23 protein-coding genes are annotated in these 26,908 nt (G+C 55.0%); 19 read left to right on the top strand and 4 right to left on the bottom strand.

What is annotated here, in order from left to right; all coding sequences use genetic code 11:
* Positions 1-68: 68 nt before the first annotated feature.
* From E4O98_RS03425 to E4O98_RS03410, 4 genes are all read right to left on the bottom strand, one after another.
* Positions 69-809, bottom strand: a complete 741-nt coding sequence (locus E4O98_RS03425) for a YciK family oxidoreductase (protein ID WP_032877181.1) — start codon at positions 807-809, stop codon at positions 69-71.
* A gap of 186 nt (positions 810-995) precedes the next feature.
* The gene (gene mupP, locus E4O98_RS03420; RefSeq protein ID WP_032877180.1) at positions 996-1,667 is read right to left on the bottom strand and encodes an N-acetylmuramic acid 6-phosphate phosphatase MupP; all 672 of its coding nucleotides are present in this window, start codon (positions 1,665-1,667) and stop codon (positions 996-998) included.
* Between the two features lie 4 nt (positions 1,668-1,671).
* The gene (ubiG, locus tag E4O98_RS03415) at positions 1,672-2,370 is read right to left on the bottom strand and encodes a bifunctional 2-polyprenyl-6-hydroxyphenol methylase/3-demethylubiquinol 3-O-methyltransferase UbiG (protein WP_003172645.1); all 699 of its coding nucleotides are present in this window, start codon (positions 2,368-2,370) and stop codon (positions 1,672-1,674) included.
* Between the two features lie 64 nt (positions 2,371-2,434).
* Positions 2,435-3,766 carry a TRZ/ATZ family hydrolase gene (locus E4O98_RS03410; RefSeq protein WP_032877179.1) on the bottom strand — a complete coding sequence of 444 codons (1,332 nt, stop codon included), beginning with the start codon at positions 3,764-3,766 and terminating at the stop codon, positions 2,435-2,437.
* Between the two features lie 109 nt (positions 3,767-3,875).
* On the opposite strand from E4O98_RS03410, the gene mtnA reads away from it, so the two are divergent.
* The 19 genes from mtnA (at position 3,876) to E4O98_RS03315 (ending at position 26,899) form a co-directional block, all read left to right on the top strand.
* The gene (mtnA, locus tag E4O98_RS03405) at positions 3,876-4,946 is read left to right on the top strand and encodes an S-methyl-5-thioribose-1-phosphate isomerase (RefSeq protein WP_248134153.1); all 1,071 of its coding nucleotides are present in this window, start codon (positions 3,876-3,878) and stop codon (positions 4,944-4,946) included.
* A 424-nt stretch (positions 4,947-5,370) separates the two neighbouring features.
* Positions 5,371-8,025, top strand: coding sequence for a DNA gyrase subunit A (gene gyrA / locus E4O98_RS03400; protein ID WP_005786294.1), 2,655 nt, complete (start codon positions 5,371-5,373; stop codon positions 8,023-8,025).
* Between the two features lie 245 nt (positions 8,026-8,270).
* Positions 8,271-9,356 (top strand): 3-phosphoserine/phosphohydroxythreonine transaminase, encoded by a 1,086-nt coding sequence (gene serC / locus E4O98_RS03395; protein WP_032877177.1) that lies wholly within the window; start codon positions 8,271-8,273, stop codon positions 9,354-9,356.
* Positions 9,356-10,450 (top strand): prephenate dehydratase, encoded by a 1,095-nt coding sequence (pheA, locus tag E4O98_RS03390; protein ID WP_003172650.1) that lies wholly within the window; start codon positions 9,356-9,358, stop codon positions 10,448-10,450. Before serC ends, pheA begins: the two co-directional genes overlap by 1 nt.
* Positions 10,451-10,459: 9 nt before the next feature.
* Positions 10,460-11,572, top strand: coding sequence for a histidinol-phosphate transaminase (hisC, locus tag E4O98_RS03385; protein WP_032877176.1), 1,113 nt, complete (start codon positions 10,460-10,462; stop codon positions 11,570-11,572).
* A 28-nt stretch (positions 11,573-11,600) separates the two neighbouring features.
* Complete coding sequence (locus tag E4O98_RS03380) at positions 11,601-13,811, top strand: bifunctional prephenate dehydrogenase/3-phosphoshikimate 1-carboxyvinyltransferase (protein WP_248134484.1); 2,211 nt, start codon at positions 11,601-11,603, stop codon at positions 13,809-13,811.
* The gene (cmk, locus tag E4O98_RS03375; protein ID WP_103733571.1) at positions 13,808-14,497 is read left to right on the top strand and encodes a (d)CMP kinase; all 690 of its coding nucleotides are present in this window, start codon (positions 13,808-13,810) and stop codon (positions 14,495-14,497) included. The genes E4O98_RS03380 and cmk overlap by 4 nt, the downstream gene beginning before the upstream one ends.
* A gap of 120 nt (positions 14,498-14,617) precedes the next feature.
* Positions 14,618-16,303, top strand: coding sequence for a 30S ribosomal protein S1 (gene rpsA, locus E4O98_RS03370; RefSeq protein ID WP_005786304.1), 1,686 nt, complete (start codon positions 14,618-14,620; stop codon positions 16,301-16,303).
* Positions 16,304-16,463: 160 nt separating this feature from the next.
* A complete protein-coding gene (locus E4O98_RS03365) occupies positions 16,464-16,748 on the top strand; it encodes a lipoprotein (RefSeq protein ID WP_032877175.1) in 285 nt (94 codons plus the stop codon).
* Between the two features lie 131 nt (positions 16,749-16,879).
* Positions 16,880-17,176, top strand: coding sequence for an integration host factor subunit beta (gene ihfB, locus E4O98_RS03360; RefSeq protein ID WP_003189779.1), 297 nt, complete (start codon positions 16,880-16,882; stop codon positions 17,174-17,176).
* 24 nt (positions 17,177-17,200) lie between these two features.
* Positions 17,201-17,431, top strand: a complete 231-nt coding sequence (locus E4O98_RS03355; RefSeq protein ID WP_078820664.1) for a LapA family protein — start codon at positions 17,201-17,203, stop codon at positions 17,429-17,431.
* Between the two features lie 336 nt (positions 17,432-17,767).
* Complete coding sequence (locus E4O98_RS03350; protein ID WP_103733573.1) at positions 17,768-19,045, top strand: chain-length determining protein; 1,278 nt, start codon at positions 17,768-17,770, stop codon at positions 19,043-19,045.
* A 287-nt stretch (positions 19,046-19,332) separates the two neighbouring features.
* The gene (locus tag E4O98_RS03345; protein WP_005786317.1) at positions 19,333-20,553 is read left to right on the top strand and encodes a hypothetical protein; all 1,221 of its coding nucleotides are present in this window, start codon (positions 19,333-19,335) and stop codon (positions 20,551-20,553) included.
* A 1-nt stretch (position 20,554) separates the two neighbouring features.
* Complete coding sequence (locus E4O98_RS03340) at positions 20,555-21,802, top strand: oligosaccharide flippase family protein (protein WP_223018559.1); 1,248 nt, start codon at positions 20,555-20,557, stop codon at positions 21,800-21,802.
* Positions 21,799-22,587 carry a glycosyltransferase family 2 protein gene (locus tag E4O98_RS03335; protein ID WP_103733575.1) on the top strand — a complete coding sequence of 263 codons (789 nt, stop codon included), beginning with the start codon at positions 21,799-21,801 and terminating at the stop codon, positions 22,585-22,587. Before E4O98_RS03340 ends, E4O98_RS03335 begins: the two co-directional genes overlap by 4 nt.
* Entirely contained in the window at positions 22,584-23,681 is a 1,098-nt protein-coding gene (locus E4O98_RS03330) for a glycosyltransferase (RefSeq protein WP_103733576.1), read from the top strand. The genes E4O98_RS03335 and E4O98_RS03330 overlap by 4 nt, the downstream gene beginning before the upstream one ends.
* An 88-nt stretch (positions 23,682-23,769) precedes the next feature.
* Positions 23,770-24,906 (top strand): glycosyltransferase family 4 protein, encoded by a 1,137-nt coding sequence (locus tag E4O98_RS03325; RefSeq protein WP_228309562.1) that lies wholly within the window; start codon positions 23,770-23,772, stop codon positions 24,904-24,906.
* Positions 24,903-25,856: an NAD-dependent epimerase/dehydratase family protein gene (locus E4O98_RS03320; protein ID WP_228309564.1), complete on the top strand. Its 954-nt coding sequence runs from the start codon at positions 24,903-24,905 to the stop codon at positions 25,854-25,856. The genes E4O98_RS03325 and E4O98_RS03320 overlap by 4 nt, the downstream gene beginning before the upstream one ends.
* Before the next feature lie 35 nt (positions 25,857-25,891).
* Positions 25,892-26,899 (top strand): glycosyltransferase family 4 protein, encoded by a 1,008-nt coding sequence (locus E4O98_RS03315; RefSeq protein ID WP_223018561.1) that lies wholly within the window; start codon positions 25,892-25,894, stop codon positions 26,897-26,899.
* The last annotated feature ends 9 nt before the right edge of the window (positions 26,900-26,908 follow it).

The raw sequence follows: 26,908 nt of genomic DNA, 5'->3' as shown, positions 1-26,908 counted from the left end.
TCAGTTACACCGCAGTGATGCTATCGCAGGCAAGCCAGCTCCCACATTTTTTTGCGGGGTGTCAGGGCTTACTGCGCATCAAACGCCTGCCCATTGATGCCAGCACTGTCCGGCCCCATCAGGTACAGGTACACCGGCATGATGTCTTCCGGCGCCGGCCTTTCCATCGGATTCTCACCGGGATACGCCTGGGCCCGCATACTCGTGCGTGTACCGCCCGGGTTGATGCTGTTGGCGCGCACTGCCGCTACATCTTCCAGCTCATCGGCCAGGGTTTGCATCAAGCCTTCGGTAGCAAACTTCGATACACCATAAGCCCCCCAGTACGCCCGCCCCTTGCGCCCGACGCTGCTGGAGGTGAACACCACCGATGCATCCTGGGACAGCTTGAGCAGCGGCAGCAAGGTGCTGGTCAGCATGAACATCGCGTTGACGTTTACATGCATCACGCGCATGAAATTCTCGCCGGACAACTGCTCGATGGGCGTGCGTGGGCCGATGATCGAGGCGTTGTGCAACAGGCCGTCGAGGCGGCCGAATTCTTTTTCGATCATCGCTGCCAGCTCATCGTATTGATGGGGCAGGGCGGTCTCCAGGTTGAACGGGATCACCACCGGTTGCGGCTGGCCGGCGGCTTCGATCTGGTCATACACCTGGGCCAGGTTGGCTTCGGTCTTGCCCAGCAACAGCACGGTGGCGCCATGGGCGGCATAGGTCTTTGCTGCTGCTGCGCCAATCCCGCGGCCGGCGCCGGTGACCAGGATGACCCGGCCTTTGAGCAGTTCTGGAGGGGCAGAATAATCAAACATAAATAGCCTCGACAAAATTCAGTAGGTAATACCAATTTTGAGTGCATTGAAAATCCAATGTGGGAGGGGGCTTGCTCCCGATAGCAGTGTGTCAGTCACTGCATTTACTGACTGACCCACAGCTATCGGGAGCAAGCCCCCTCCCACATTTTTTAATCTTCATGGGTCATTAGAGTGTGGGAGCCATCAGCAACTGCACAGCGCGTTATCCAGCACCTTGCGCAATTCCAGCGGGTGATCCACCACCACATCCGCGCCCCAGTGACGTGGGTTGTCATCCGGGTGGATATAGCCATAGGTGACCGCCGCCGTGCGCGTACCGGCATCGCGGCCGGATTCGATATCACGTAGGTCATCGCCCACGAACAATACGCTCGCCGGGTCGAGGTCGAGCAGCTTACACGCCAGAATCATCGGCTCCGGGTCCGGCTTGCTGTTCTTCACGTGGTCCGGGCAGATCAGCACGGCCGAGCGCTCGGCCAGGCCCAGTTGCTGCATGATCGGTTCGGCAAAGCGCACGGGCTTGTTGGTGACCACACCCCAGATCAACTTGGCCTTCTCGATGTCTTCCAGCAACTCGGCCATGCCGTCGAACAGTTTGCTGTGCACCGCGCAGCCCTTGAGGTAGCGATCGAGGAATTCCTGGCGCAGCTCTTCAAAGCCTGGCGATTCAGGATCCATCGAAAAGGTCACGGCAACCATCGCCCGCGCACCGCCGGAGATTTCATCGCGGATGTGCTGCGGGTTGATCGGTTCCAGGCCGCGGTCGGCGCGCATGGCCTGGCAGATGGCGATAAAGTCCGGCGCGGTATCCAGCAGGGTACCGTCCATGTCGAAGAGAACCGCTCGCAACTTCACAGGCTTACTCCTCGCGCAGGGTCTGGATCATGTAGTTGACGTCAACATCGCTGGCCAGCTTGTAGTGCTTGGTCAGCGGGTTGTAGGTCAGGCCGATGATGTCCTTGACGGTCAGCCCGGCCTGACGGCTCCACGCACCCAGCTCGGAGGGGCGGATGAATTTCTTGAAGTCATGGGTGCCACGCGGCAGCAGCTTCATGATGTATTCGGCGCCAATGATCGCGAACAGGTAAGCCTTGGGGTTGCGGTTGATGGTGGAGAAGAACACCTGGCCGCCCGGCTTGACCATACGGAAGCACGCACGGATGACCGAGGATGGGTCCGGCACGTGTTCCAGCATCTCAAGGCAGGTCACCACGTCGAACTGCTCGGGCATTTCCTCGGCCAGGGCTTCGGCGGTGATCTGGCGGTATTCCACGCTCACGCCGGATTCGAGCTGGTGCAACTGCGCCACGGCCAATGGCGCTTCGCCCATGTCGATACCCATCACGGTCGCGCCGCGTTGAGCCATGGCTTCGCTGAGGATGCCGCCGCCGCAACCCACGTCCAGCACCTTCTTGCCGGCCAGGTTGACGCGCTCGTCAATCCAGTTGACCCGCAGCGGGTTGATGTCGTGCAGGGGTTTGAACTCGCTCTCGCGGTCCCACCAGCGGTGGGCGAGGGCTTCGAATTTGGCGATTTCTGCGTGGTCGACGTTGCTCATGATGAATCCTCTAAATCTGAAAAATCGGTGAGTGGGTGCCGAGCGCATGGGCTCAGCGCCTTCGTTATTCGCTGTGCCCGCTGATGCGTTGGCCCCAGGCAATGGCCGTGGCGGTCAACTGTTGTTCATCCATGCGGGTCAATTGCCGGTCGTCGAGCAATAGCTTGCCGGCGACCCAAAGGTGTTTCACGCAATCGCGTCCGGTGGCATATATAAGCTGTGAGACCGGATCGTAGATCGGTTGTTGCGCCAGCCCCGACAGATCGAAGGCGACTATATCTGCGGCCTTGCCGACTTCCAGCGAGCCAATCTGGCTTTCCAGGCCCATGGCCCGTGCACCGTTGAGCGTTGCCATGCGCAGGGCACGGTGGGCGTCCAGGGCGGTGGCCGAGCCGGCGACGGCCTTGGCCAGCATCGCGGCGGTACGGGTTTCGCCCAGCAGGTCCAGGTCATTGTTGCTGGCGGCGCCGTCGGTGCCGATGGCCACATTGACCCCAGCCTGCCACAAGCGCTCAACCGGGCAAAAGCCGCTGGCCAGTTTCAGGTTCGATTCCGGGCAATGGATGACGCTGGTGTTGCTTTCTACCAGCAAAGCCAAGTCTTCTTCGCTGATTTGGGTCATGTGAACGGCCTGGAAGCGCGGCCCGAGCAAGCCGAGGCGACCCAGGCGCGCCAATGGCCGCTCGCCGGTCTGCTCCACGGCTTGTTGTACTTCAAAGGCGGTTTCATGCACATGCATATGGATCGCGGCGTCCAGCTCTTCGGCGATCACCCGGATCTTTTCCAGGTTGGCGTCGCACACGGTGTAGGGCGCGTGAGGGCCGAAGGTGATCTTGATGCGCGGGTGGTGCTTGAGGTCGCCGAACAGCTCGATGCCCTGGCGAAGCGCCTCGTCGGCAGTGCTGGCGCCGGGAATCGGGAAGTCGAGGATCGGCATGGCGATCTGCGCGCGCATACCGCTATTGTGCACGCAATCGCTGGCGACCTTGGGGAAGAAGTACATGTCGGAGAAGCAGGTGATGCCGCCCTTGATCTGTTCGGCGATGGCCAGGTTGGTGCCGTCGCGCACAAAGGCTTCATCGACCCATTTGGCTTCGGCCGGCCAGATGTGTTTTTCCAGCCAGGTCATCAACGGCAGGTCATCGGCCAAGCCACGGAACAGGCTCATTGCCGCATGGCCGTGGGCGTTGATCAAGCCGGGGCTGAGCAACATGCCGGGCAGTTCGCGCACCTCATTGGCCGCCAGCTTCAATGCGGCGGCCCGTGGGCCGATAAAGGCAATGCGCCCATCGCGGATGCCCAGACCATGCTCTTTGAGCACCACGCCGGCAGGTTCGACCGGTACCAGCCAGGTCGGCAAGAGCAACACGTCGAGCGGGGCGGCAGTGGAGGTCATCGCAGGCTTCTTCCCAGGCAGCTATAAAAGAAGGGCGAAGTATACCCGAGCGTCCTGGCTGGCGGATCGCTATAATCCGCGGCTTTTGTTCATGAGTGCGGGGTAAGGGATGCGCGACCGACTGTTGGCTGCAGAGAAAGTGAAGGCCATCGATTGGCGTGACGGCGCGCTGTACCTGCTCGATCAGCGCGTGTTGCCGTCCCGGGAGAGCTGGGTGGCCTGCCATACCGTCGCGGCGGTGGCCGAGGCCATTCGTTCGATGGTGGTGCGGGGCTCAGCAGCCATCGGCATCAGTGCCGCCTATGGCCTGGTGCTGGCTGCCCGTGAGCGCATTGCCGAGGGTGGCGACTGGCAGGCAGCGTGGGAAGAAGACTACGCGCTGCTGGCCGATAGCCGCCCGACCGGGTCGAATCTGTTCTGGGCACTCAAGAATATGCGCGACTGCCTGGACCGCGTCAAGCAGCACGCCGACCCGGTTACCGTGCTGGAAGCCCAGGCCATTGTGATCCATGAAAGCGACCGGGAGGCCAATGTGGTCATGGCCCAGTTGGGTATGGAGCGGATTCGCAAGCACCAGGGCAACGCCCAGGCGATCCTCACCCATGGCAACGCCGGTGCATTGGCCACGGGCGGTGTCGGCACGGCCCACGGCGTGATTCGCGCGGCGTTCCTGGAGGGGCTGGTCGAGCAGGTCTATGTCAACGAAACCCGTCCATGGCTGCAAGGCTCGCGCCTGACGGCGTGGGAGTTGGCGGGCGAGGGCATCCCGGTGACGGTGAATGCCGACTCCGCCGGGGCGCATATCCTCAAGACCAAAGGCGTGACCTGGGTGGTGGTCGGTGCTGACTGTATTGCCGCCAATGGCGACGTGATCAGCAAGATCGGCACTTATCAGCTGGCCGTCTGTGCCATGCATCATGGCGTGCGCTTTATGGTGGTGGCGTCGAGTTCGACGCTCGATTTGATGATGGCTACTGGCGATGATGTTGCACTGGAGGCGCGCGATCCCGCTGAGCTGCTGGACGTCATGGGGCAGCGCCTGGAGGTGGATGCCTTTAATCCGGTATTTGATGTGACCCCGGCCGACCTGATTGATGTGATCGTGACTGAGAAAGGCGTGGTCGAGCGGCCGGATACTGCCAAATTGGCCAGGTTGATGTGCCGTAAGCGGCTGCATTGAGGACAGTGGTGTCTGTGAAATAGCAATCGGGGGCAAGCCCCCTCCCACATTTTGACTGTGTTCACAATTCAAGTGTGGGAGGGGGCTTGCCCCCGATTGGGCCCGAAAGTCAATAAAACCCTCGGATCCATCCTCAAAAAACAGCATCACCCCACCTCTGAGCCCCTCTCGTCCCCTTCAAGCCTGTCATCCGTCAAATTACTAGCCTCCATGCGCATCAGGGGGATAGGTGCGTGGCGGCGATTGTGATAACATCCGGCGGTTTCCAGGGCTGCCCCGAGGGGTTGCTCATAACGCGCAGATCCGTGTCATAACTCGTTGATTTGTCGTAAGTCGTTGTCAGGCACCGTGCCGGCAGCGGCGAGCTTCGTTCGTCCCGAATGGATGTGACGAGGTTTCACCCGAAAAAGGAATCAGGCTTCTCATGGGCGAACTGGCCAAAGAAATCCTCCCGGTCAATATCGAAGACGAGCTGAAACAGTCCTACCTCGACTACGCGATGAGCGTAATTGTCGGTCGGGCACTGCCTGATGCGCGCGATGGCTTGAAGCCCGTGCACCGGCGTGTGCTGTTCGCGATGAGCGAGCTGGGTAACGACTGGAACAAGCCGTACAAGAAATCTGCCCGTGTTGTCGGTGACGTGATCGGTAAGTATCACCCTCACGGCGACACTGCGGTGTACGACACCATCGTTCGGATGGCCCAGCCGTTTTCCCTGCGCTACCTGCTGGTAGACGGCCAGGGCAACTTCGGTTCGGTCGACGGCGACAACGCCGCGGCCATGCGATACACCGAAGTGCGCATGACCAAGCTGGCGCACGAGCTGCTGGCCGACCTGCATAAAGAAACCGTGGACTGGGTGCCGAACTACGACGGCACCGAAATGATCCCGGCCGTCATGCCCACCAAGATCCCCAACCTGCTGGTCAACGGCTCCAGCGGTATCGCCGTGGGCATGGCCACCAACATCCCGCCGCACAACCTCGGTGAAGTCATCGATGGTTGCCTGGCCCTCATCGACAACCCCGAGCTGACTGTCGATGAGCTGATGCAGTACATCCCCGGCCCGGACTTCCCGACCGCCGCGATCATCAACGGTCGCGCCGGCATCATCGAAGCCTACCGCACCGGTCGCGGGCGCATTTACATGCGTGCCCGTTCGATGATCGAAGACATCGACAAGGTCGGTGGCCGCCAGCAGATCGTCATCACCGAACTCCCGTACCAGTTGAACAAGGCGCGTCTGATCGAGAAGATCGCCGAGCTGGTTAAAGAGAAGAAGCTCGAAGGCATTACCGAACTGCGCGACGAGTCCGACAAAGACGGTATGCGCGTGGTGATCGAACTGCGTCGTGGCGAAGTGCCTGAGGTGATCCTCAACAACCTCTACGCCCAGACCCAGCTGCAAAGCGTGTTTGGTATCAACGTGGTTGCACTGATCGACGGCCGCCCACGCATCCTGAACCTCAAGGACCTGCTGGAAGCCTTCGTACGTCACCGTCGCGAAGTGGTCACCCGCCGTACCGTGTTCGAACTGCGCAAGGCTCGCGAGCGCGGCCACATCCTGGAAGGCCAGGCCGTTGCGTTGTCGAACATCGACCCGGTGATCGCCCTGATCAAGGCCTCGCCAACCCCGTCGGAAGCCAAGGAAGCGTTGATCAGCACGCCTTGGGAATCCAGTGCCGTGGTGGCCATGGTTGAGCGCGCAGGCGCCGATTCTTGCCGTCCGGAAACCCTGGACCCGCAATACGGCCTACGCGAAGGCAAGTACTTCCTGTCGCCGGAGCAGGCCCAGGCCATCCTGGAACTGCGCCTGCACCGCCTGACCGGTCTTGAGCACGAGAAGCTGTTGGCCGAGTACCAGGAGATCCTCAACCAGATCGGCGAGTTGATCCGCATCCTCAGCAGCGCCGTGCGCCTGATGGAAGTGATCCGCGAAGAACTGGAAGTGATCCGCGCCGAGTACGGCGACGTGCGCCGCACCGAAATCCTCGATGCGCGCCTGGACCTGACCCTGGGTGACATGATCCCGGAAGAAGAGCGCGTCGTGACCATCTCCCACGGTGGCTATGCCAAGACCCAGCCGTTGGCTGCGTATCAGGCCCAGCGTCGTGGCGGTAAAGGTAAATCGGCTACCGGCGTCAAGGATGAGGACTACATCGCTCACCTGCTGGTCGCCAACAGCCACACCACGCTGCTGCTGTTCTCCAGCAAGGGCAAGGTGTACTGGCTCAAAACCTACGAAATCCCGGAAGCTTCCCGTGCTGCCCGTGGTCGCCCATTGGTCAACCTGCTGCCGCTGGACAGTGATGAATACATCACCACCATGCTGCCGGTCGAGGAATACACCGAAGGTCACTTCATCTTCATGGCTACCGCCAAGGGCACCGTGAAGAAGACCCCGCTGGAATCCTTCAGCCGTCAACGCAGCGTGGGCCTGATCGCCCTGGAGCTGGATGAAGGTGACGTACTGATTTCCGCCGCCATTACCGATGGTGAGCGCGAAGTCATGCTGTTCTCCGATGGCGGCAAGGTTACGCGCTTCAAGGAATCCGACGTGCGGGCGATGGGCCGTACCGCCCGCGGTGTACGTGGTATGCGCCTGCCGGAAGGGCAGAAGCTGATTTCGATGCTGATCCCGGAAGAAGGCAGCCAGATCCTCACCGCTTCCGAGCGTGGCTATGGCAAGCGCACTGCCATCAGCGAGTTCCCGGAGTACAAGCGTGGCGGCCAGGGCGTGATCGCCATGGTCAGCAACGACCGCAACGGCCGCCTGGTTGGCGCGGTACAGGTGCTTGATGGCGAGGAGATCATGCTGATTTCCGACCAGGGGACGCTGGTGCGTACCCGTGTGGCTGAAGTGTCGAGCCTGGGCCGTAATACCCAGGGCGTGACCCTGATCAAGCTGGCCAAGGATGAAAAACTGGTCGGCCTGGAGCGTGTGCAGGAGCCTTCGGAAGTTGAAGGTGAAGAGCTGGAAGGCGAGGAGTTCGACGGCGAGGTGATCGCAGCCGGCGATGACAACGTCGACGAGCCAACCCTCGATGCTGCCGCAGACGAAGAAGAACCGCAGGAATAAGCGGACACACAGGGGGCGGATGAAGATTCGCCCCCTTGTTGTTTGTCCCCTTTGAAAAATACACGTCCTTTGCCTGGACGCGGTCCATGTGGGAGCTGGCTTGCCTGCGATAGCATCACCGCGGTATCACTGGAACTACCGAGGTGCCTGTATCGCAGGCAAGCCAGCTCCCACACGGGTTGGCTTCAGACAAAGGGTGTTGCCGAACATGATTGCAGCCCCACCAGATCAGAGTGAGATTGGATGTGAGCAAGAGAGCCTATAACTTCTGTGCCGGTCCCGCGGCGCTTCCTGAAGCAGTCCTGCAGCGTGCGCAGGGTGAACTCCTCGACTGGCATGGAAAAGGCCTCTCCGTGATGGAAATGAGCCATCGCAGCGATGAGTTCGTGTCCATCGCCACCAAGGCCGAGCAGGACTTGCGCGACTTGCTGGACATCCCCTCCGACTACAAAGTGTTGTTCCTGCAAGGCGGCGCGAGCCAGCAGTTCGCTCAGATCCCACTGAACCTGTTGCCCGAAGAGGGCACTGCCGACTATATCGACACCGGTATCTGGGGTCAGAAAGCCATTGAAGAGGCCTCGCGCTACGGTCACGTCAATGTGGCCGGTACCGCCAAGCCCTACGACTACTTCGCCATTCCAGGTCAGAACGAGTGGAAGCTGACGAAGGACGCGGCCTACGTTCACTACGTCGCGAACGAAACCATCGGTGGCCTGGAATTTGATTGGGTGCCTGAAGTCGGTGACGTTCCGCTGGTGTGCGACATGTCCTCGGACATCCTCTCGCGCCCGATCGACGTGTCCCGTTATGGCATGATCTACGCCGGTGCGCAAAAGAACATCGGCCCGAGCGGCATCCTGGTCAATATCATCCGCGAAGACCTGCTCGGCCGCGCCCGTTCGCTGTGCCCGACCATGCTCAACTACAAGGTCGCGGCCGATAACGGCTCGATGTACAACACCCCGCCGGCGTTTGCCTGGTACCTGTCCGGCCTGGTCTTCGAATGGCTCAAGGAGCAGGGCGGTGTGGCTGCGATGGGCAAGCGCAACGAAGAGAAGAAGCGCACCCTGTACGACTTCATCGACGCCAGCGGCCTGTACAGCAACCCGATCAACCTTACCGACCGCTCGTGGATGAACGTGCCGTTCCGCCTGGCCGATGATCGTCTGGACAAGCCGTTCCTGGCCGGCGCCGACGAGCGTGGCTTGCTGAACCTCAAGGGCCACCGCTCGGTCGGTGGTATGCGCGCCTCCATTTATAACGCTGTCGACATCCACGCCATCAACGCGCTGGTTGCCTACATGGCAGAGTTCGAAAAGGAACACGGCTAATGTCTGAGCAAGAACTCAAAGCCCTGCGCGTACGCATTGACAGCCTGGACGAGAAAGTCCTGGAGCTGATCAGTGAGCGCGCGCGCTGCGCCCAGGAAGTGGCTCGGGTGAAAATGGCGTCCCTGGCGGAAGGCGAAGTGCCGGTGTTCTACCGGCCTGAGCGCGAAGCCCAGGTGCTAAAGCGCGTGATGGAGCGCAACAAGGGGCCGCTGGGCAATGAGGAGATGGCGCGGTTGTTCCGTGAAATCATGTCTTCGTGCCTTGCCCTTGAGCAGCCGCTGAAAGTGGCCTACCTGGGCCCCGAAGGCACTTTCACCCAGGCGGCGGCGATGAAGCACTTCGGCCACGCGGTGATAAGCAAGCCGATGGCGGCCATCGACGAAGTGTTCCGCGAAGTGGCGGCCGGCGCGGTGAATTTTGGCGTGGTGCCGGTGGAAAACTCCACTGAAGGCGCGGTCAACCACACGCTGGACAGCTTCCTCGAGCACGACATGGTGATCTGTGGGGAAGTCGAGTTGCGTATTCACCACCACCTGCTGGTGGGCGAGAACACCAAGACCGACAGCATCAGCCGTATCTACTCTCACGCTCAGTCCCTGGCCCAGTGCCGCAAGTGGCTGGACGCCCATTACCCGAATGTCGAGCGCGTGGCGGTGTCCAGCAACGCCGAAGCGGCCAAGCGGGTCAAGGGTGAGTGGAACTCGGCGGCGATTGCCGGCGATATGGCTGCGGGCCTCTACGGGCTGACACGCTTGGCCGAGAAAATCGAGGACCGCCCGGACAACTCCACGCGCTTCTTGATGATCGGCAGCCAGGAAGTGCCGCCAACCGGCGACGACAAGACTTCGATCATCGTTTCCATGAGCAACAAGCCCGGCGCGTTGCATGAGCTGCTGGTGCCATTCCACGACAACGGGATTGACCTGACGCGCATCGAGACTCGTCCTTCGCGTAGCGGTAAATGGACCTACGTGTTCTTTATCGACTTCATCGGCCACCACCGCGACCCGCTGGTCAAGGGTGTGCTGGAGAAGATCAGTCAGGAAGCCGTGGCACTCAAAGTGCTGGGCTCTTACCCGAAAGCGGTTTTGTGAGGCTTTGACATGAGTGGCAACTTCCTCGCCCTGGCACAGCCGGGCGTGCAACAACTCTCGCCTTACGTTCCAGGCAAGCCTGTGGACGAACTGGCCCGTGAGTTGAATCTGGACCCGTCCAGGATCGTCAAGCTGGCGAGTAACGAAAACCCGCTGGGTCCGAGCCCCAAAGTATTGGCGGCGATTCGGGAGGAGCTTGCCGAGCTGACCCGTTATCCCGACGGCAATGGCTTTGCCCTCAAGTCCCTGCTGGCAGAAAAATGCCGGGTCGAGCTCAATCAGGTGACCCTGGGCAATGGCTCCAACGACATTCTTGAACTGGTCGGGCGTGCCTACCTGGCGCCCGGTTTGAATGCGGTGTTCAGTGAGCATGCATTCGCGGTCTACCCGATCGTGACCCAGGCCGTAGGGGCTGATGCGCGCGTCATTCCTGCCAAGAACTGGGGCCACGACCTGCCGGCGATGCTGGCAGCGATCGATGCGCAAACCCGCGTGGTGTTTATCGCTAACCCGAACAACCCGACCGGCACCTGGTTCGATGCGCAGGCCCTGAACGAGTTCCTGCAGAACGTGCCGGAGCATGTGCTGGTTGTGCTGGACGAAGCCTACATCGAGTACGCCGAAGGCGGCGACCTGCCCGATGGCCTGGATTTCCTCGCGGCCTACCCGAACCTGCTGGTGTCGCGCACCTTCTCCAAGGCTTATGGCCTGGCGTCGTTGCGGGTTGGCTACGGCCTGTCCACAGCGGTAGTGGCCGATGTGCTGAACCGCGTACGCCAACCGTTCAACGTCAACAGCCTGGCCCTGGCGGCTGCGTGTGCGGCGGTGAAGGATGCCCAATACCTGGAAGAAGGGCGCCGCCTTAACGAAAGCGGCATGTTGCAGTTGCAGGACGGCTTTCGCGAGTTGGGCCTGGGCTGGATTCCGTCCAAGGGCAACTTCATCTGCGTCGACCTCGGCCAAGAGGCTGCACCGGTATTTCAGGGCTTGTTGCGCGAAGGCGTGATCGTGCGTCCGGTGGCCAACTACGGTATGCCGAACCACCTGCGTATCACCATTGGTTTGCCGGCCGAGAACAGCCGCTTCCTGGAGGCGTTGGCCAAGGTTCTGGCCCGTGGTTGATGTCACTGCATTGCAACCTGCTGTGCCTATGATCGGTCGCCTGGTGGTGGTCGGCCTGGGGTTGATCGGTGGTTCGTTCGCCAAGGGCCTGCGGGACAGCGGGCTGTGTGGCGAAGTAGTCGGCGTGGACCTTGACCCGCAATCGCGCAAGCTGGCGGTGGAGTTGGGTGTCGTGGATCGCTGTGAAGCGGACCTGGCAATCGCTTGCCAGGGCGCGGACGTGATCCAGCTTGCGGTGCCGATCCTGGCCATGGAGAAATTGCTCGCCGTATTGGCTGGCATGGACCTGGGGCAGGCGATCCTCACGGACGTCGGCAGCGCCAAAGGCAATGTGGTGCGCGCGGCACAATTGGCGTTTGGCGCTATGCCGCCGCGCTTTGTGCCGGGCCATCCGATTGCCGGTTCCGAGCAGAGCGGGGTGGAAGCGTCCAATGCGCAGTTGTTCCGTCGGCATAAGGTGATCCTGACGCCGCTGGCGCAGACTGATCCGGCGGCGTTGGCCGTGGTGGATCGGCTCTGGCGCGAGCTGGGCGCGGATGTGGAGCATATGCAGGTCGAGCGCCACGATGAAGTGTTGGCCGCGACCAGCCATCTTCCCCATCTGCTGGCATTCGGCTTGGTGGATTCGTTGGCCAAGCGCAACGAAAACCTCGAGATTTTCCGTTACGCCGCCGGTGGTTTTCGCGATTTCACGCGGATTGCCGGCAGTGACCCGGTGATGTGGCATGACATCTTTCTCGCCAATCGCGAAGCGGTGTTGCGCACCCTGGACACGTTCCGCAGTGACCTCGACGCCTTGCGCGATGCGGTGGATGCGGGTGATGGCCATCAGTTACTGGGTGTGTTCACCCGGGCGCGGATGGCGCGAGAGCATTTCAGCAAGATCCTGGCGCGCCGGGCCTATATGGAAACTGCAGTGAACGCCGATGAGCTGACTTTTATCGCCAATCCGGGTGGCCGCTTGAGCGGATGCATTCGGGTGCCAGGTGACAAGTCGATCTCCCATCGATCGATCATGCTGGGTTCATTGGCTGACGGCGTAACGGAGGTCGACGGTTTCCTTGAAGGCGAAGATGCCCTGGCGACCTTGCAGGCGTTTCGCGACATGGGCGTGGTGATCGAGGGCCCGCACCATGGGCGAGTGACTATTCATGGGGTTGGCCTGCACGGCTTGAAGGCAGCGCCAGGACCGATCTACCTCGGTAACTCCGGTACATCAATGCGCCTGTTGGCGGGTCTGCTTGCGGCGCAAAGCTTCGATAGCGTCCTGACCGGTGATGCATCGCTGTCCAGGCGCCCGATGAGTCGCGTGGCCAAGCCGCTGCGGGAAATGGGCGCGGTGATCGAGACCGGTCCTGAAGGGCGTCCGCCGCTGACCATTCGTGGTGGGCAGACGCTCAAGGGCCTGACTTACGCGTTGCCGATGGCCAGTGCGCAGGTTAAATCCTGCCTGTTGCTGGCTGGTCTGTATGCACAAGGTAAAACCGCAGTCACCGAGCCTGCGCCGACCCGCGATCATACCGAGCGCATGTTGCGTGGCTTTGGTTATCCGGTGGCGGTGGAGGGCGCGACGGCGTCGGTGGAGTCGGGTCATCGGTTGACGGCTGCCCACATTGAAGTGCCTGGGGATATTTCGTCTGCGGCGTTTTTTCTGGTGGCGGCCTCGATTGCCCAGGGTTCGGAGTTGCTGCTTGAGCATGTCGGCGTCAATCCTACCCGCACCGGCGTGATCGATATCCTGCGGCTGATGGGGGCTGATATCAGCCTTGAAAATCCGCGTGAGGTAGGTGGCGAGCCTGTTGCGGACTTGCGTGTCCGGGCAGCTGTCTTGAAGGGTATCGAGATTCCAGCGGCGTTGGTGCCGTTGGCGATCGATGAGTTTCCCGTATTGTTTGTCGCCGCTGCCTGCGCCGAGGGGCGTACCGTATTACGCGGTGCCGAGGAGCTGCGGCTCAAGGAATCGGACCGTATCCAGGTTATGGCCGACGGTCTGCTGGCCCTGGGTGTGAAGTGCCAACCCACGCCTGATGGGATTATCATTGACGGTGGCCCGATAGGCGGTGGCGAAGTGCATGCCCATGGCGATCACCGCATTGCCATGGCGTTCAGCGTGGCCTCCCTGCAGGCAGCGGCGCCGATTCGTATTCGTGACTGCGCCAATGTTGCTACGTCTTTTCCGAACTTTCTTACACTGTGTGCCCACGTCGGCATTCGTGTTGCCCAAGAGGCTCAATTGTGAATATCAAAGCACCGGTGATTACCATCGACGGGCCAAGCGGCTCGGGCAAAGGCACCATCGCCGGCATCCTGGCCAAGCGCCTGGGCTGGTGCCTGCTCGATTCCGGCGCGCTGTACCGCCTGTTGGCATTCGCGGCGCGCAACCATGGTGTCGATCTGACCAACGAAGAGTTGCTGACGAAAATTGCCGCCCATCTGGACGTGCAGTTCATCGCGGCGACCGACGGTCAACTGCAGCGCATCATTCTGGAAGGCGACGAAGTCAGTGATGTGATTCGTACCGAGAGCATCGGTGCCGGCGCCTCCCAAGTGGCTGCTTTGCCGGCGGTTCGTGAGGCTTTGCTGCAGCGCCAGCGTGCGTTCCAGGAGCCGCCGGGCCTGGTGGCCGACGGCCGTGACATGGGCACGGTGGTGTTTCCCGAGGCGCCGTTGAAGATATTCCTCACGGCCAGTGCCGAGGAACGAGCGCGCCGCCGCTACTTGCAGTTGAAGGGCAAAGTCGAAGGTGTTAGTCTGTCGAGTCTGCTAGATGAGATCCGTGCACGCGATGAGCGTGATACCCAGCGTGCGGTAGCCCCGCTCAAGCCGGCGGCTGACGCCATACAGCTGGATTCCACGGAGTTGTCCATCGAGCAGGTGCTGGAACGCATCATGAGTGAAATCGCCATTCGCGATATCGCCGGGTGATCAAGAAGGCCGCAGGGGACCAGTCATAGTCCTGCGGTGGCTTCTTTTAACTGAAACTGACCCACACCGTCTGGGGTGTGGAGATGGGCGTATTCTTCGCCCTTATCAACAGGAATTAAAATGAGCGAAAGCTTTGCGGAACTCTTTGAAGAAAGCCTAAAAACCCTGAACCTTCAGGCAGGCTCCATCATCACCGGTGTTATCGTTGATATCGATTACCAAGCTCGCTGGGTAACCGTTCACGCTGGTCTGAAGTCTGAAGCTCTGATCCCGCTGGAACAGTTCTACAACGATGCTGGTGACCTGACTATCAATGTCGGTGACGAAGTTCACGTTGCTCTGGACTCGGTTGAAGACGGTTTCGGTGAAACCAAGCTGTCCCGTGAAAAAGCCAAGCGCGCTGAATGCTGGATTGTTCTCGAAGCAGCCTTCGCAGCTGAAGAAGTGGTCAAGGGCGTTATCAACGGTAAGGTTAAAGGCGGCTTCACTGTCGACGTTAACGGCATCCGTGCGTTCCTGCCAGGTTCTTTGGTCGACGTTCGTCCTGTGCGCGACACCACGCACCTGGAAGGCAAAGAACTCGAATTCAAAGTCATCAAGCTCGACCAGAAGCGCAACAACGTTGTCGTTTCCCGTCGCAGCGTGCTGGAAGCAGAGAACTCCGCCGAGCGTGAAGCTCTGCTGGAATCCCTGCAGGAAGGCCAACAAGTCAAAGGTATCGTCAAGAACCTCACCGATTACGGCGCATTCGTCGATCTGGGTGGCGTCGATGGCCTGCTGCACATTACCGACATGGCTTGGAAGCGTATCAAGCATCCTTCCGAAATCGTCAACGTTGGCGACGAGATCGATGTCAAGGTTCTGAAATACGATCGTGAGCGTAACCGCGTTTCCCTGGGCTTGAAGCAGCTGGGCGAAGATCCATGGGTTGCTATCAAGGCTCGTTACCCAGAAAGCACTCGCGTAACCGCGCGTGTTACCAACCTGACCGACTACGGCTGCTTCGCAGAGCTGGAAGAAGGCGTGGAAGGCCTGGTACACGTTTCCGAGATGGACTGGACCAACAAGAACATCCACCCTTCGAAAGTCGTACAAGTCGGCGACGAAGTGGAAGTCATGGTTCTGGACATCGACGAAGAGCGTCGTCGTATCTCCCTGGGCATCAAGCAGTGCAAATCTAACCCATGGGAAGATTTCTCTGGCCAGTTCAACAAGGGCGATAAAATCTCCGGCACCATCAAGTCGATCACCGATTTCGGTATCTTCATTGGTCTGGACGGCGGCATCGACGGCCTGGTTCACCTGTCCGACATCTCCTGGAACGAAGTTGGCGAAGAAGCTGTTCGTCGTTTCAAGAAGGGCGACGAGCTGGACACCGTTATCCTGTCGGTTGACCCAGAGCGCGAGCGCATCTCCCTGGGTATCAAGCAACTGGAAAGCGATCCGTTCTCCGAGTACGTTCAAGAGAACGACAAAGGCGCCATCGTTAAAGGCACTGTGAAAGAAGTTGACGCTAAAGGCGCCATCATCACTCTGGCCGACGATATCGAAGCGACTCTGAAAGCCTCCGAAATCAGCCGTGACCGCGTTGAAGACGCGCGCAACGTTCTGAAAGAAGGCCAAGAAGTAGAAGCCAAGATCATCAGCGTTGATCGCAAGAGCCGCGTGATCCAACTCTCCATCAAGTCGAAAGACGAAGTGGAAGAGAAAGAAGCTATCCAGAGCTTGAAAGAAGCTGCTCCGGAAGCTGCTGCTGACACCACCATGGCGGCACTGCTGCGCCAGGCAATGGCCAAGCAGAACTAAGTTCTGTAAAGCTGTTGAAAAAGGGCGACTTCGGTCGCCCTTTTTTGCGCCTGAAATTTGATGAAGCAACTGCATCGAACGAAGGCGTTCAGCCCAATGTCAGAACTGACTATAGTCTTTGAAACGGCTATTTCGCGTTGCTGACTCAATAAGGGTTTGAATGAACAGGATTATCGTAATACTTGCATTGGCAGTGCTTGCCGGCTGCTCCTCCACCAGCGCCAAGACGCACGCCAAGCGAGGTGTCAGTGGCATCGAGATCGACTGTTCCGGCTTGGGTAATAAATGGGAGAAGTGCGAGAAGCGTGCTGCCCGTGAGTGCAAGATGCAGGGCTACAAAGTCATCACTCGCTCCAGTGATGCAGAGGATGAAGAGGGTGACTACCTGTTCGGCTGGAACCCGGCTGGCGCAGTTACGCGGACGATGTTGGTGATCTGTAAATGAGTAACGGTAGGGTGGCTGAAGGCGTTTATGCGGTCGGCAGATAAGTTTACACATGGGCTGTTCAAATTCATCAAGTCATGCTAAAACCTTCGAAGCGCTTTTCCTAGCTGCTTGAAAAAGAAGGGAAAAATATGACGAAGTCGGAGTTGATCGAACGAATTGTCACCCATCAAGGGCTGCTCTCATCCAAGGATGTGGAGCTGGCTATCAAGACCATGCTTGAGCAAATGTCCCAATGCCTCGCCACCGGAGACCGCATCGAAATCCGTGGCTTCGGCAGTTTCTCACTGCACTACCGCGCACCGCGCGTAGGCCGCAACCCAAAAACTGGCCAATCCGTCAGCCTCGATGGCAAATTCGTACCCCACTTCAAACCGGGCAAGGAATTGCGTGATCGGGTGAACGAAGAAGAGGAAGAAGGCGTCTGAGTGTTTTTGGGGAAGGAGAAGGGTATGCGTGGGGTTAAGCGCGTTGTTGCGGTATTGATTGCAGTGCTTGCGGCGTTGGTGGTCTTGGCATTTGTGCTGGAGAACCAGCAGGGTGTGGCGCTGTCGTTCCTGGGGTGGAGTACTGCGCAGATGCCGGTGGCGGTGTTTGTGGTGGTGGCTTTGATTGTTGGGATGTTGATTGGTCCAGTGTTGGGAGTGTTTCTGCGTAGGCGTCAGAATAAGTCGATTGCTTGATTGTCTTAGGCAGGGATTGGATAAGCGGTGATCGTGACCGCTTGTCAGAAATCTCATGCCCATCAAGGATTATGAATCGCTGCGGGTGCCTATTGGCGCAGCCCCGTAGATTGCGATAGTTCCTTGGAAAACTCAGAATCGCCCTACATACATGTCAAGACTTGTAAAATGTCTGAGAGATGGCAAAATGGAATCTGTTCTCGATAACAGGCATTTTGTGCGCTCGAAATTCGGCAGAGACGCAGGGTTTTGACGATAATCCAATTAAAATAAGAAAATACACAATCTGTTTTGCATAACGAGCCCGCAGTTTCTCTTTGAAGGCAGGTTTTTGTTGTGAGTAGTAGCTTACGCTCCGTTCTCATCCCCCAGCATAAAAAATTTGACTCGTTAGCGCTTGTAACAAGCCTCTGGCGTCAAAAAATCATTATTTTTTCAGTGGGCGCACTGATTTCTTCAGTTTTTGCGATTTATGCATTTTCGGTCACGCCAGAATACAAGGTGAGCAGTGTGCTTAGGCCTGCTGCGATTAATGAATTGGATGCGCTTAACCGCTCGGAAGTTTACGTTTTACCTCCTGGTGAAGCATTGGTAAGGGTAGGTATGGCCTTAGAGTCATACGAGATTCGCATGGGTTTTTTTAGATCCAATCAAAAGCTCTTTGAGGGGTTTGTGCGCCCTGGACGTAATCTTCAGCAGACGTTCGAAGAGTTCAATAAAAAATCTATAAGTTTGATGTTGTCCGATAAAGATAAAGCTGATTCGCTTAGTTCTTATTTGAAACTTGAGTTGACCTACCCAAAGGGAATTGATGGTGTTTCAATACTCAATGGTTTTGTAGAGTATGCAATAGCGAATGAGCGTGATCATATATCGGCCGACTTGACGGTTATTATCAATAACCGTTTAAAGGAGATCGACGGCAGGTTGGCCGCAGCCCGCTCAAACTATGACACGTGGAAAGAAGCACGAATTGCATCCCTTTCCGAGTCAGATAGAATTCGCCGAGCTCAGCTACAAGACGAGCTTCAAGGGCTGCGGACGCAGCTTCATAGCTTAAATTCGAATCGAATTGCCGAGCTTAATGAGGCCATAACAATTGCCAAGAAACTGAATATTATGATGCCTGCTTCACCTACCTCCGTGGGTGATGATGCACATTCCGGTTCTGTCAGCATGAGAACGGAAATTAACAATCAGCAGATTCCATTGTATTTCATGGGTGTCAATGCGCTTGAAGCTGAGCGCGCAGTCTTGCTACAGCGAAAGTCTAATGACTTCACTGAGCGACGGATCTCTCAAATTGCCAAAGAATTAAAGTTGTTGGAGTCCAATAGAGAGATTGAGGTGTTGAAGAGTCGCGTGAAGGATGAATTGTTTCTGACAGATGTGCAGCCATTACGCGCAGAGAAAGCACGATTGCTGAGTGTGAATAAGGATATGAGTAATCTTAAGCTGGTGGCCATTGATAAAGAAGCACTAGAGCCAACTTCCCCGATAAGCCCGAATCGTCCCTTGCTGATAATCGGTGGATTACTGCTTGGTCTTGTTGTTGGGTTTGCAATCGCTTTCTTCCGGATAATAAAGCACGCATTGCGCGAGCCGGATCTTTAGCAAGTTCTTCAATTATACAATATAGGATGGGTTTCGATCGCGGGGGCAAGCGTAAAAATCGCGACCCTTTATCCTAGAGGCAAATTGCCATCTGTTGTAGTGTTGGTTTTCTTAGCCTTGACCCAGCAGAAGATCCTAGATAGAAGCCTCGATTGCAGTGTAAAATTGTTTTTACTCGCTGTCGGGCCTATGGCTTGCTCTAGTGGTCCCCTTCATCTAATCGGTACCTGAGAATGGCTCGATTGGCAACCGGCGCATGCTTCAACTGAGCGTATTCTGAGGTCGATATGAAAACTAATAAGCGTTACGCCTTCCTGGCCGTGCTGGCAGCCAGCGTACTCGTGACCTTGGGTGACACTAGGAATATTATTGGTTCGCTTAACTACTGGTTGCTGTGGGGTGGAGTACTAGTATTTGGGATTTATGGTAGCGGCGGCAGAGTGAAGTTGTCGCCAGAAGTAAGCTCTATTACCCTCGGTTTTACGTTGATGACACTAGCTTTTATGATCTCCGGAGTAATTAATTCGGATATCTATACCGCTTATCAAGGTGTCAAATTCATAGCTATTTATATATTGTTTCTCGTGATATATAGCTGTTCGGGTTTGCTGGAGTTGAACGACTTTTATAAGATTGCTTCGATTTCGATTGTGGTGAGTCTTGTTGTATTTATGCTGTCGAAATTCTTTTTTACCGACCTCTATATTCAATTGGGTGACGGTCGGCAAGGCAGTGAATTTGCCTACCCAGGGGTGATGTGGAAAGTGTGTGCTTTCTTTGCGCCCTACATTATTGCAATGTTACTCACGACGCGTATTAAAAATGCACTTTTTGCTGGCCTTATTTTAATGGCGTCGGTGTATATATTGTTGGCGGACTCCAGTCGCACCGGTTTTCTATGGTTTGCGATCGTTGTATGTTCCTTTTTTCTTTTGCGCTTTTTGATTTTCCCTATCAGGACGCTACTGGTCGCAATACTGTGCTTGATCGCAGGGGTTTGTGTGCTGCTCTCTTCAAATATTGACCTGACGAATCATGATTCATTGTTGGTCTTGAATCGTTTGTTTGAGGGCGATCCAGTCAGGTCGGCGATGATACAGGATGGAATATCAAACGTCCAAAAATGCTTTCCATTCGGGTGCGGATTCGGCAGTTCATTTAGCGTGGTGGATGGGGAAAATATTGTTATTCATAATGTGTATTTGGGCATGCTGGGTGATGTGGGCGTACTGGGTGAGTTGGCACTTTTATTTTTAATGCTAATGCCGTTTGTTTTTTTCTTGTTGTCGCTGGTGGACGGTTCTGATTTAAATAAGAATATATTCTTTAAATTTGCCGCAGTATTGGGCGTTCTTTGTTATATTTTTATTATGCTCTTTCACCCGCTGAGTACTGAGATGTCAGAGTGGGGTTATTGGATTCTGATGGTGTCCTGGTTGTCTCGTATTTACAAGTATGACAATGCCGGGGTGGTGAATATTATGTATGACAAGCAGATAGGGCGATAACGTGTTTACCGTATTTAAAAATATGAGCCTGCTTTTTGTTGTACAGCTCTTTGGTTATTTGGTGCCTATTCTGGAGATTCCGGTACTGGCGCGCTCATTGGGTGTACAGGAATACGGCAAGGTCGTACTGGTCCAATCAATTGCTTTACTGTCTTCACTCGTTGTTGAATACGGCTTTTCGTTGAGTGCTGCCAGACAAGTCTCTTTGGCGAAGACTGATGTGACGGTACTGTCTAGGGTCTTTGGTGAGGTGCTGTCCGCGAAGCTGATAATTTCATCGGTTATAAGCATCGCGGCACTGTGTTTTTATATGTTTATCAATTCACAGACCTTCGAGCTTGAAGTAATAGGCTTGGGTTTTCTGTACTTTATAGCTTTTGGGTTTAGCCCGTTTTGGTTTTTTCAAGGGCTTGAGAAAATTGCGCTTGTGGTCTTTTTAGAAGTAGGTCTGCGGGTCGCAAGCCTTATATGCTTATTTGTTTTTGTTCACGACCCAGGTGACGCATTGGTGGCGTTATCGATTTTAGCCACATTTGCATTGGCAAATACATTGCTAGGAAATTATTTGTGCTACCGAAATGGATGCCGCGTTCGGTTCAGCTTGTCAGGTGGATGGCTTCAGATTTGCAAAGGGTTTCACGTTTTCATCTATAAGAGCTCAAACAATATTCTGCTTAGCGCTGGGCCTGCTCTTGTAGGACTGCTCTGCGGAAAAATCGCCGTTTCAGGATATGTCCCAGCTGAAAAAATCATAAGAGGATTTGTGGGGTTTATAAATCCAGTCCTAATTGGGTTTTTTCCGTATTTGAATAGACAGTATCTTTCCTCTGCAAAATCAGCATCAAGGCTCTCCTGGATCATTGTCGGGTTGATGTTCTTGCTGGGGTGCGTAAGTGCATTTTCCATTTCCGTAGCTGGTGGGTTCCTGATAAACAAACTATTGGGGGCTGATTTCGAGCAGGCGACGACGACCTTGCAGATTTTTGTATGGATAATCCCCTTTAGAATGACTAATCAAGCATTGGGTTTGTGCATGCTTATACCTCGCGGTATGGACAAAGTTGCGAGCTCTGCAATGCTTTTGTTCTCGGTAGTGTCGATACTTCTGGCAAGTCTGTTGTCGATTAACTATTACGTCAATGGTATCGTGCTTGGGTTTATTTTGGCGGAAGTCATGTTGTGCGTGACGTTTCTTGTATTGTCTTACCGATATAAGCCGGTCACTTATCTTGAGGGGCGCACTGAGTGATAACAATTTTAACAGCGACATATAATCGTTACAGTACTCTCCCTAGGCTACTCAAGAGCTTGCTTGAACAAAGCTCAAAAGAGTTTGAGTGGGTGCTGATAGACGACGGCAGCTCAGATGAAACTCAGAATTTCATTGAAGAGTTAAAAAAGAAAGACCTAGGCTTCACGCTGACAGCGGTGCGACAAAGTAATGCTGGAAAGCACGCAGCTATCAATAGCGGGGTAGCAGCTGCGAAAACAAACTGGATCTTTATAGTCGACAGCGATGATGCACTGGTGCCTGACGCCGTTGAAACGATAACTACCTCAATCGCCACGGCGACTGATAAGACAGTGGGCTTGTGCTATCGAAAGGCGTATTTCAGCGGTGAGCTGCTTGGTAATGACTTAAGCACGGTCGAGCAGAGCTTTATCTCGACGCCGACGGAAGCAGGCAAGTTATTCAAGGGTGACTTGGCTTACATATTTAGAACTGACGTGATGTCAGCTTTTCCGTTTCCCATATTCAAGAACGAAAAATTTGTTCCGGAATTATATATCTGGAATAAATTGGGGGATGCGGGCGATATCATCTTTTTTACACGAAAAATAATTTACCTCTGCGATTACCTGGAAGATGGATACAGTCGTAACTTTTCACGCCATTTAAGAGCTAATCCCAAAGGGTTCTTTACTTATTACTGGTCGCAATTTTTGCGTGAAAAAACAGTATATTATAAGTTGAAGAATTTAATCAGGTCCGTGCAGTGCATTTTGTATATGCTTCTAGGGCGGCCTCGATGAATATATTATATTTTATCACTGGGTTGGGTATGGGTGGGGCCGAGAAGCAAGTCGTAAATCTGGCTGACCGGATGAGCGCACGAGGACATAACGTCGTGATTGCTTATTTGACGGGCGACGCGGATGTGCTTCCAGAGGAGCCCGATGTAACGGTGGTGGCTCTAAACGGCAATAAAACCATCTTCGCGATGGTGCGTGCAATTAGTAATCTGGTCAAATTAATCAAGCGATTTGAGCCGGATGTATTGCACAGCCACATGGTACATGCGAATTTAATAGCCAGAATGGTTCGTTCAGTTGTAAGAATTCCCAAGCTGATTTGTACGGCACATAGTTCAAATGAAGGAGGTAAGCTGAAAATGCTGGCTTACCGTCTGACTGATTTTTTGGCGGATCTCACAACGAATGTAAGTCAGGAAGCGGTTGATATACTTATTGCGAAAGGCGCTTCGCCTGTCGGGCGTATGGTATTTGTACCCAACGGTATAGATACGGAGCGTTTTGTATTTGATGAGTCGGTGCGAAATCAAGTTCGTGCCAGAGAGTCTGTAGATCCTTCTATTAAAGTTCTCTTGGCAGTCGGCCGTCTGGTTGAAGCCAAAAACTATCCCTGTCTATTAGATGCATTCACGCTGGTTTCACAAGACCACGACAATGTACGTCTGTGGATAGTAGGCGACGGCCCCTTGGCTGCTGATCTTGCGCTATATGCTAACAAAGCCAACCTGAGCGAAAAGATAAGTTTTTTCGGGCGGCGCGACGACGTTCCGTCATTCTACAGTGCTGCGGATATCTATATTTTGTCTTCTGCATGGGAAGGCTTTGGGCTAGTTGTCGCTGAAGCGATGTCGTGCGAAACGTTAGTGGTTGCCACAGACTGCGGAGGGGTGAAGGAGGTGCTGGGGGATAGCGGCTATCTTGTTGAACCATTCAATCCTGAGGCGCTACGTCAAGCTATCAACTCGGCACTTGATCTACTTCCAGAGCAAAAAAAGTCACTCGTCACTTCGGCAAGATCAAGAGTACTTGATAACTTTTCCATGGAGTCTGTGATTGGTAGGTGGGAGGAGTTATATGCCCAGCCCAAGGCCTGAGGATCTTGGTTGTCAGCAATCCTCGAGCGGTTTTTAGTGTGATCATCTCGATGAGAAATAGCCAATCTCTGGACCCGGTAAGTTGGGCTTGGGCAAGTTATTTGAAAAGGTGCGTAGTGTGAAAATTGTTTATGTCATAACTCGTTCGGATGTTATAGGTGGCGCCAGCGTGCATCTCCTTGATTTGGCTTTGGGCTCATCTAAAGCAGGTCATAGCGTTGATATCCTCGTGGGTGGCGAGGGCGTCTTTAACTCTCGAGCGCGGGATCTGGGGCTGTCGTGCTATTCATTGAAATATCTCGTTCGTGAAATCAGTCCTGGAAAGGATATTCGCGCCTTCTTTGAATTGAGAGCGATGCTTTCCAAGCTAAAACCCGATCTCGTCCACTTGCACTCCTCCAAGGCTGGCATCCTCGGCAGGCTGGCCGCTAAGAGTCTTGGTTTACCAGCGATCTTTACGGCACATGGTTGGGCTTTTACGGAGGGCGTGTCTGAGAAGCGTCGTTTCGTGTACCGTAATATTGAGAGGGTAATGGCTCGTTTCTCAGACCAGATCCTTACGGTTTCCGAGTTTGACAGGCAACTTGCCTTGAAGGCCAAAGTGGGCGATGAAGATACTGTTCTGACCATCCACAATGGTATGCCCGAGGTCTGTTCCAATCGCGTCGGCTTTACCGAGTCTGATCAAATACGCTTGATCATGGTTGCAAGGTTCGAAGTACCCAAAAACCAAAAATTCCTATTGGAAGCGCTTGCAAAAGTGGAAGCCAAAAACTGGGAGCTTGAATTGGTGGGCGACGGCCCTTCACTTGCGAACGCCCGGAAATTGGCAGCACAGCTGGGAATTGGCGAGAAGGTGGTGTTTTCCGGGGCTTGTGATGACGTTCCGATCAGGCTTTCACGATCTGACATTTTCGTCTTGATTTCTGACTGGGAAGGACTGCCGCTGACTATATTGGAAGCTATGCGCAGTGGGCTTGCAGTCATCGCCTCTAACGTCGGAGGGGTGTCCGAGCTGGTTGCGAATGGTGATAACGGTTTCGTGGTAGAGCGTGGGGATCAGCAAGGGCTGATCGACGCATTGACGCAATTGATTAAATCCGCTGAGCTTCGAAAAAAACAAGGCATTTCAGGTCAATACAGATATCGCACAAATTTTACTTTCGATATTATGTTGGATAAAATTCTGAAAATTTACCAGAAAGTGTTAGACAGGACTAAATGAAAATCCTTATTACTGGTGCGAATGGCTTTATTGGGCGGGCGTTATCCGGGCACCTCGTCAGTTTAGCCAAATACTCAGTTGTCGGCTCTTCCCGCAGGCCCTCTACTGATGTGCCATCTGATATCCAGATGTTTTCGACCGGTGAGGTAGACGGTAATACTGACTGGGATCGTGCCCTGCAAGGCGTTGATACCGTTATCCATCTGGCCGCGCGCGCGCATGTGTTGAATGCGGGGAGCGAAGATCCAGTTACGGAGTTTGAACGAATAAATGTCGAAGGTGCCGTTAATTTAGCAAAGCAATCGATAAAAGCAGGTGTCCGTCGGTTTATATTCATTAGCTCTATTGGCGTAAATGGTGCGGAGACGGATAAGTGTGGTTTTACTGAGAGCGATGAGCCCCGGCCGCATGCAGAATATGCCCGCTCGAAATTAAAAGCAGAGCAAAAGCTAGCAGAGTTACTTGCTGCAGAGGCGATGGAGTTGACAGTTATCCGGCCTCCTTTAGTGTATGCCGCTGAAGCGCCAGGTAATTTTAATCGTCTCCTGAAGCTGATAGCGTCTGGATTGCCGTTACCCTTCGCCGCCGTGAAAAACAAGCGCAGCATGATAGCGCTGGATAATCTGGTGGATTTCGTTGAGCTGTGTATTGAGCACCCTTTGGCTGCAAACGAACTATTTTTAATTTCTGACGGAGATGATTTTTCCATTGGCGAAATTATCAAACTTCTCGCCTCGGGCATGGAGCGAAAAGAAAAATTGTTCAGCCTTCCTGACACTGTAATACGTTCGGTCGCCAGCGCACTCGGGAAGCGATCGTTATATACGCAGTTGTGTAGGTCATTGGTTGTGGATGCTGCCAAAGCTCAAACATTATTGAATTGGGTTCCTGCGGAAGAAGCCAGTAATGCTTTGGTCGAAACAGGCCGAAAGTTCCGTTTATTAAAGTGATTCACTTCGAAATTATTGCAGGTAGGGATAGGCAGATGGCGTTCTGGATAGCGATTATTTCAATAGCGAGTTCCATTTTTTTCACAGGATTATTGCGTCGGTATGCGCTCCAGCGCAATGTATTGGATATTCCTAACAGCAGAAGTTCACACTCTGTACCGACCCCTCGTGGTGGTGGACTGGCAATTGTGCTGGGATTTCTGATATCCCTGGGGTTGATGCGTTCCTTTGATTTGATCGATAACGCCTTTTTCCTTGCATCGTTCCTGGCGGGTATAACGGTAGCCGCGTTAGGTTTCCTGGATGACCACGGGCATATTCCTGCACGCTGGCGCCTGTTAGGACATTTTCTCTCTGCGATATGGGCGGTGTATTGGATCGGCGGGCTACCGTCTGTCACGATTTTTGGATTACACGTCAACCTAGGCTGGATTGGCGGGGCGTTAGCCGTTTTGTATGCAGTGTGGATGTTGAATCTTTACAACTTCATGGATGGTATTGACGGCTTGGCAAGTGCTGAAGCCATCTGTGCGTGCTCTTCTGCCGCTCTCATCTATTGGATGTTGGGGTATGAGGAGTTGTTATGGCCGCCTATTTATTTAGCGTTGGCAACGGCAGGCTTTTTCTACTGGAATTTTCCAAAAGCACGAATTTTCATGGGCGACGCGGGCAGCGGCTTCCTGGGAATCACGCTGGCCATTATTTCTCTTAAAGCGGCTTCTTTTTCCTCTACGCTGCTATGGGTCTGGCTGATCTTATTAGGAGTATTTATCGTTGACGCGACATTTACCTTGATGCGCAGGCTACTACGCGGCGAAAAAGTGTATGAGGCACATCGCAGTCACGCTTATCAATACGCCTCACGGCGCTTTAATGCCCACGTCCCTGTCACACTGTGCGTAATCTTGATAAACCTGGTTTGGCTCGCACCGATTGCATGGCTTGTTGCATTTGACAGAATTGATGGTGCTGTCGGTATGTTGATCGCCTATGTTCCACTCGTTGTCCTGGCTCTGAAATTCAAGGCCGGGGTTAAAGAGTAATGTTGTTAG

This window comes from Pseudomonas sp. W2Jun17, from assembly GCF_023127795.1.
Classification (GTDB): domain Bacteria; phylum Pseudomonadota; class Gammaproteobacteria; order Pseudomonadales; family Pseudomonadaceae; genus Aquipseudomonas; species Aquipseudomonas synxantha_A.
This window is presented reverse-complemented; position numbering and strand designations above follow the sequence as displayed.